1 protein-coding gene and 1 pseudogene are annotated in these 1,744 nt (G+C 74.2%); one reads left to right on the top strand and one right to left on the bottom strand.

Annotation, left to right across the window (positions count from 1 at the left end):
* Window positions 1–128 (bottom strand): annotated as a pseudogene (locus L2I40_RS24625) (TlyA family rRNA (cytidine-2'-O)-methyltransferase); the annotation flags it as partial.
* On the opposite strand from L2I40_RS24625, the gene L2I40_RS22735 reads away from it, so the two are divergent.
* The coding region (locus tag L2I40_RS22735) for a chemotaxis protein CheA (RefSeq protein ID WP_308116446.1) at window positions 97–1,744 on the top strand (1,648 nt) is incomplete at its 3' end. The pseudogene L2I40_RS24625 and the gene L2I40_RS22735 overlap by 32 nt on opposite strands.

Here is a 1,744-nt window from a genome sequence, read left to right on the forward strand (position 1 = left end):
CAGGCGCGGATCTCATGGCACACCCGCGCATGGACGCCGGCGTCGCGCACCACGCCGCCCTTGGCGACAGCGGGGCCGACCTCGAATTGCGGCTTGATGAGCGCCACCGCCCAGGCGCCGGGGGCGGAGCCCGCGCCGGATGGCGGCGCGCCGGCGGAGGGCGCGGCGGCGCCGCAATCCATCCGCGTCGGCGTCGAGGTGCTGGAGCATCTGATGACGCTGGTGAGCGAGCTGGTGCTGACGCGCAACCAGCTGATGCAGCTGGCGCGCGCGCGCGGCGACCAGGCCTTCGCGGTGCCGCTGCAGCGGCTCTCGCATCTCACCTCGGACCTGCAGGACGGGGTGATGAAGACGCGCATGCAGCCGATCGGCAATGCCTGGGCGAAGCTGCCGCGGCTGGTGCGCGACCTGGGGCGCGAGCTGGGCAAGAGGATCGAGCTCGAGATGCGCGGCGCGGAGACCGAGCTGGACCGCCAGGTGCTGGAGCTGATCAGGGATCCGCTGACGCACATGGTCCGCAACAGCGCCGACCACGGGCTGGAGGCGACGGAGGCGCGGCGCCGCGCCGGCAAGCCGGAAGCCGGGCGCATCACGCTCAACGCCTATCACGAGGGCGGCCACATCCTGATCGAGATCGCCGATGACGGGCGCGGGCTGGACACGCGGCGCATCCGCGAGAAGGCGGTCGCGCAGGGGCTGGCGAGCGAGGCCGAGGCGGCGGGCATGCCGGAGCGCGACATCCACCGCTTCATCTTCCGCGCCGGCTTCTCGACCGCCGCCGCGGTCACCGCGGTGTCCGGCCGCGGGGTCGGGATGGATGTGGTGAAGACGAATGTGGAGCGCATCGGCGGCAGCATCGACGTCGCCTCCGCCGAGGGGCGCGGCACGCGCTTCGTCATCAAGATCCCGCTGACGCTGGCGATCGTCTCGGCGCTGGTGGTGGAGGCGGCTGGCGAGCGCTTCGCGATCCCGCAGATCGGCGTGCAGGAACTGGTGCGGGTCGGCGGCGGCGGCGCGCGGATCGAGCGGATCAAGGACGCGCCGGTGCTGCGGCTGCGCGACCGGCTGCTGCCGCTGGTGGGACTCGCCCCGGCGCTCGGGCTCGAGCCGGCGGCGCCGGAGGAGGGCCTCGTCGTCGTCACCCAGGTCGGCGCGGCGCTGTTCGGCCTCGTGGTGGACCGCGTGCACGACATGGAGGAGATCGTGGTGAAGCCGGTGGCGCCGATCCTGCGCCACATCGGGGTGTTCGGCGGCAACACCATCCTCGGCGACGGCAGCGTCATCATGATCCTCGACCCGAACGGCATCGCGCGCGCGGCGGGGATCGCGGCGGAGGGCGCGCCGCCACGAGAGGCGGCGGCGGTGGCCGGGCTGCGCAGCACGGAGCGGACGGCGCTGCTGCTGTTCCGCGCGGGCGACGCGACGCCGAAGGCGGTGCCGCTCGGGCTGGTGGCGCGGCTCGACGACCTGCCGGTCGAGAGCTTCGAGCGGTCGGGCGGCATGCCGGTCGTGCAGTATCGCGGGACGCTGATGCCGCTGCTGTCGATGGAGGACGGCGGCGCGTCGCCTGGGACGGCGGCGCGCGGGCGGCAGACCGTGCTGGTGTTCAGCGAGGGCGGCCGCAGCCTCGGGCTGATGGTGGATGCGATCCTCGACGTGGTGGAGGAGCGGCTGGAGATGACCGCGGGCGGCGCGCGGCCCGGCGTGCTCGGCACCGCGGTGGTGGCGGGCCGCGTGACGGAGG

Origin of the sequence: Falsiroseomonas oryziterrae (assembly GCF_021864505.1) — a bacterium.
GTDB classification, from domain to species: Bacteria; Pseudomonadota; Alphaproteobacteria; order Acetobacterales; family Acetobacteraceae; genus Falsiroseomonas; species Falsiroseomonas oryziterrae.